Raw genomic sequence first — 3998 nt, 5'->3', positions numbered from 1 at the left:
AAGGACCTGCGATGCACCGCCTTCCCGTCACCGTGCTGTCCGGCTTCCTCGGCGCCGGCAAGACCACGCTGCTCAACCACATCCTGCACAACCGCGAGGGCCGCCGCGTGGCGGTGATCGTCAACGACATGAGCGAGGTCAACATCGACGCCGCGCTGGTGCGCGACGGCGGGGCCGGCCTGTCGCGCACCGAGGAGAAGCTGGTCGAGATGAGCAACGGCTGCATCTGCTGCACGCTGCGCGAGGACCTGCTGGTGGAGGTGCGGGCGCTGGCGCGGCAGCGCCGCTTCGACCACCTGGTCATCGAGTCCACCGGCATCTCGGAGCCGCTGCCGGTGGCGGAGACCTTCACCTTCGAGGACGACGAGGGCCGCAGCCTCTCGGACGTCGCCCGGCTCGACACCATGGTGACGGTGGTGGACGCCTTCAACTTCCTGCGCGACTACGGCTCTTCCGACGCGCTGGCCGACCGCGGCGAGTCGCTGGGCGAGGAGGACACGCGCGCGGTGGTCGACCTGCTGATCGAGCAGGTGGAGTTCTGCGACGTGCTGGTGGTCAACAAGGCCGACCTGGTGAGCCCGGCCGAGCGGGAGCGGCTGCTGGCGATCCTGCGCCGGCTCAACCCGCGGGCGCGCATCGAGCTGGCCGAGTTCGGCCGCGTGCCGCTGGAGCGGGTGCTGGGCACGGGGCTGTTCGACTTCGAGCAGGCCGCCGCAGCGCCCGGCTGGCTGAAGGAGCTGCGCGGCGAGCACGTGCCGGAGACCGAGGCCTACGGCATCGCCAGCTTCGTCTACCGCGCTCGGCGGCCCTTCCATCCGCAGCGCTTCTGGGCGCTGGTGAACGAGGAGTGGCCGGGCGTGGTGCGTTCCAAGGGCTTCTTCTGGCTGGCCAGCCGGCCGCGCCATGCGGGCTCGTGGTCGCAGGCCGGCGGCGCCTGCCGGCATGGCGCGGCGGGCTGGTGGTGGGCGGCCGTGCCGCGCGCGCAGTGGCCGCAGGACGCCGAGTCGCGCGCCATCATCGAGGCGCACTGGATCGACGGCGTGGGCGACGCGCGGCAGGAGCTGGTGCTGATCGGCATGGGCATGGACGAGGCGGCCTTGCGCGCCCGCCTCGACCGCTGCCTGCTCACGCCCGACGAGATGGCCGCGGGGCCGCGCGCCTGGGTGCGCTACGAGGATCCGTTTCCGTCGTGGGAGTCGGCGGCCGCCTGAACGGGACGGATCAGCGCCGGGCCGCTGTTTTGCCGCGCGCGGCCTTCGCCGGCTTGGCGCAGTCGGCGCACAGCCCGTAGAGCGTCAGTTCGTGGCCGTCCACGCGGAAGCCGCGCGGCGCCCACCCGGCGAAGTCCTCCGTGCAGCCGTGCACGTCGAACACGCGCTGGCAGGCGCGGCACTGGAAGTGGTGGTGGTGCGAGTGGTGGGCCGACTCGTAGCGCGGCACCTCGCCCGGCAGCTCCACCACGCGGATCTCCTCGGCCTCCACCAGCAGCTTGAGGTTGCGGTAGACGGTGGCCATGCCCAGCTCGGCCACCTCGTCCTGGGCCAGCGCCAGGATCTCCTGCGGCAGCAGGGGCCGCCCGGCGGCGTCGATGGCGGCGCGGATGGCCGCGCGCTGGCGCGTGCCGCGCTGGAAGGCAGGCGAACTCTGTGGACCGGGCATGGCGGCATTCTGCGCGATCGGCCGGCGCCTGCCATTAGGCGGCCTGATGGATGCTGCGCCAGTCGCGATGACCCGGCCGAGCCGCCGCGGCCTAGCATGGCGCCATGATGTCCAGCCCCTGTCTTGCCGCCGTTCCTTCGCCCATCGGCGTGCTGGGCGGCATGGGGCCGCTGGCCACCATCGACTTCATGCACAAGCTGCTGGCCGCCACGCCCGCCGCGCGCGACCAGGACCACCTGCCGCTGCTGGTCAGCTCCATTCCGCAGGTGCCGGACCGCACCGCCGCCTTCCGCGGCGAGGGCGCTTCGCCGCTGCCGGCGCTGGTCGAGAGCGGGCGTCGCCTGGTGGACGGCGGCGCGGCGCTGCTGGTGATGCCGTGCAACACGGCGCACCTGTGGTTCGAGCCGCTGCAGGCGGCGCTGGGCGTGCCGATGCTGCACATCGTCGACATGGCGCTGGCCGAGGCGCGGCGGCACGTCGGCGCGGGCGCGCCGCTGGGCCTGCTGGCGACCGAGGCCACGCTGGACTCGGGCCTGTACACGGCGCGCGCGGCGGATGTCGCCTGGCGCTTGCCGACGACGGCCGACCGCGAGGCATGGATCACGCCGGGCATCGCCGCCGTCAAGGCCGGCGACCTGGGGCGCGGGCGGAGGCTGCTCGGCGAAGCGGCCGCTGCGCTGGCGGCCCGCGGCGCGCGGGCCCTGGTGTTGGGTTGCACCGAGATCCCGCTGGTGGTCGATGCCGGCACCGCGCCCGTGCCGGTGATCGACGCCACCGCCGCGCTGGCGCGCGCCACCGTGGCCTGGGCCGGCCGGCGCGAGGCGCTGGCCGCCTGAAGACCCTCAGGCCGCTTCGGCCACGGCCTTGAAGGCCTTGATGAAGTCGGCCACCGGCCGCGGCGAGCGCACGCCCTGCGGCAGCAGCGCGCGCACCTCCACGCCGATCTCCGGCAGCAGGGTGCGCGTGTGCAGCGCCGCGTCCTGCCGCGCCTGCGCGGTGAAGGAATCGACGATCGCCGGGCCGAAGCCCTGCTCGGCCAGCACCAGCGCGATGTGATACGTCTGCACCGTGATGCCGCCGCTGGGCGCCACGCCCAGGCGCGACCACTGCTCGGCCAGCATGGTGCCGATGGGGTCGCGCTCGTCGATGCGGATGATGGGGCTGCGCAGCAGCTCGTCCAGCGCCACGGTGGCGCGGCGGTCGGCGCCCGGCCGCTCGGCGCGCGAGACGCACACCAGCCGGCCGCGCGCGATCGGCTCCTCGTGCAGCGCGGGGTGCGGCGCGCTGCCGTAGACGATGCCGATGTCGCCTTCTTGCAGCACCATGGCCTGGGCGATCTCGCGCGAGTGCAGGGTGCGGATGGTCACTGGCATGTCCGGGTGCCGCAGGCGGAAGCGCCGCAATGCCTCGGGCAGCGCCTTCACCGCCAGCGAGGGCACGACCAGGATGCGCAGCGGCGTGCCCTCGTCGCGGCCCAGCGCAGTGGCCAGGCGGCGCACGCGCTCCAGTTGCGCCATCAGCGGCTGAACCTCCGCGTAGAGGGCCTGCGCCTCGCGCGTGGGCACCAGGCGGTTGCGCTGGCGGGTGAAGAGGGCGTAGCCCAGTTGCAGCTCGGCGTGCTGCAGCGTCTGCGTGGCGGCCGGCTGCGTCACGTGCAGCAGGCGGGCGGCGGCGCTCACGCTGCCGGTGAGCATGATGGCGTGGAAGACCTCGAGGTGCTTGAGCTTCATGTCGCCGTGCAGTGTGCACGAGGCGGAGGATCAGGCCAGCTCGATGGCGACCGGCTGGTGGTCCGACACCCGGGTGGCGGTGTCCACCGCGATCGACTTCAGGCGCGGTGCCAGGCCGTCGCTGAGGAAGACGAAGTCGCAGGCCACCGGGTCGGGACCGTAGGTGCGGTCGAACAGGCGGAAGGTGGGTGGGTGGGGCGCTTCGCCGTGCATGACGCGCCAGGCGTCGTGCAGGCGGGCCTCGCCCGCGCCGGCGTCGAAGGGCTGCCGGATCACCTCGTATTCCGGCTCGGACGCGCCCAGGTTGAAGTCGCCGCACAGCACGGCGTGCGGCGTGTGCGGCTTGGCGCGGAAGGGCGAGCCGTCCTCGTCGGCCGCGGGCGGCGCGGCGGCCAGCGCGCAGGCGGACTGGTGCAGCGCGCGCAGGGCGCGAGCCTGGGCCATGCGCTGCACCGGCGAGTAGTACTCCAGGTGCGTGGTCATCACGCGCACCGGCCCGAGGCCCGGCGCGTCGACGGTGACGACGGTGCACATGCGCGGCATCGAGCGCACCCCGGCATCGGCCGGCCAGGGCAGGGGATGGTGCTCCACGCGGCGCACCGGCAGGCG

5 protein-coding genes are annotated in these 3998 nt (G+C 73.9%); 2 read left to right on the top strand and 3 right to left on the bottom strand.

Features of this window, described 5'->3' with window-relative positions; genetic code table 11:
- Nucleotides 1-1211, top strand: a 1211-nt coding sequence (zigA, locus tag ACIY1X_RS25310; RefSeq protein WP_399686151.1) for a zinc metallochaperone GTPase ZigA, incomplete at its 5' end; no start/stop codon positions are given.
- A gap of 10 nt (nt 1212-1221) precedes the next feature.
- On the opposite strand, the gene ACIY1X_RS25305 is transcribed toward zigA, so the two are convergent.
- The gene (locus ACIY1X_RS25305; protein ID WP_399686148.1) at nt 1222-1659 is read right to left on the bottom strand and encodes a Fur family transcriptional regulator; all 438 of its coding nucleotides are present in this window, start codon (nt 1657-1659) and stop codon (nt 1222-1224) included.
- Between the two features lie 104 nt (nt 1660-1763).
- Between ACIY1X_RS25305 and ACIY1X_RS25300 the strand changes: the two genes are divergently transcribed.
- Nucleotides 1764-2495, top strand: a complete 732-nt coding sequence (locus tag ACIY1X_RS25300; RefSeq protein WP_399686146.1) for an aspartate/glutamate racemase family protein — start codon at nt 1764-1766, stop codon at nt 2493-2495.
- Nucleotides 2496-2501: 6 nt separating this feature from the next.
- Here the strand turns inward: ACIY1X_RS25300 and ACIY1X_RS25295 are convergent, their stop codons facing one another.
- Nucleotides 2502-3389 carry a LysR family transcriptional regulator gene (locus tag ACIY1X_RS25295; RefSeq protein WP_399686144.1) on the bottom strand — a complete coding sequence of 296 codons (888 nt, stop codon included), beginning with the start codon at nt 3387-3389 and terminating at the stop codon, nt 2502-2504.
- Nucleotides 3390-3419: 30 nt separating this feature from the next.
- The coding region (locus ACIY1X_RS25290; protein ID WP_399686141.1) for an endonuclease/exonuclease/phosphatase family protein at nt 3420-3998 on the bottom strand (579 nt) is incomplete at its 5' end.

Origin of the sequence: Xenophilus sp. (assembly GCF_044462705.1) — a bacterium.
GTDB lineage: Bacteria > Pseudomonadota > Gammaproteobacteria > Burkholderiales > Burkholderiaceae_C > Xenophilus > Xenophilus azovorans.
The sequence above is the reverse complement of the archived record's forward strand: the minus strand, read 5'-3'. Positions and strand labels throughout refer to the sequence as shown.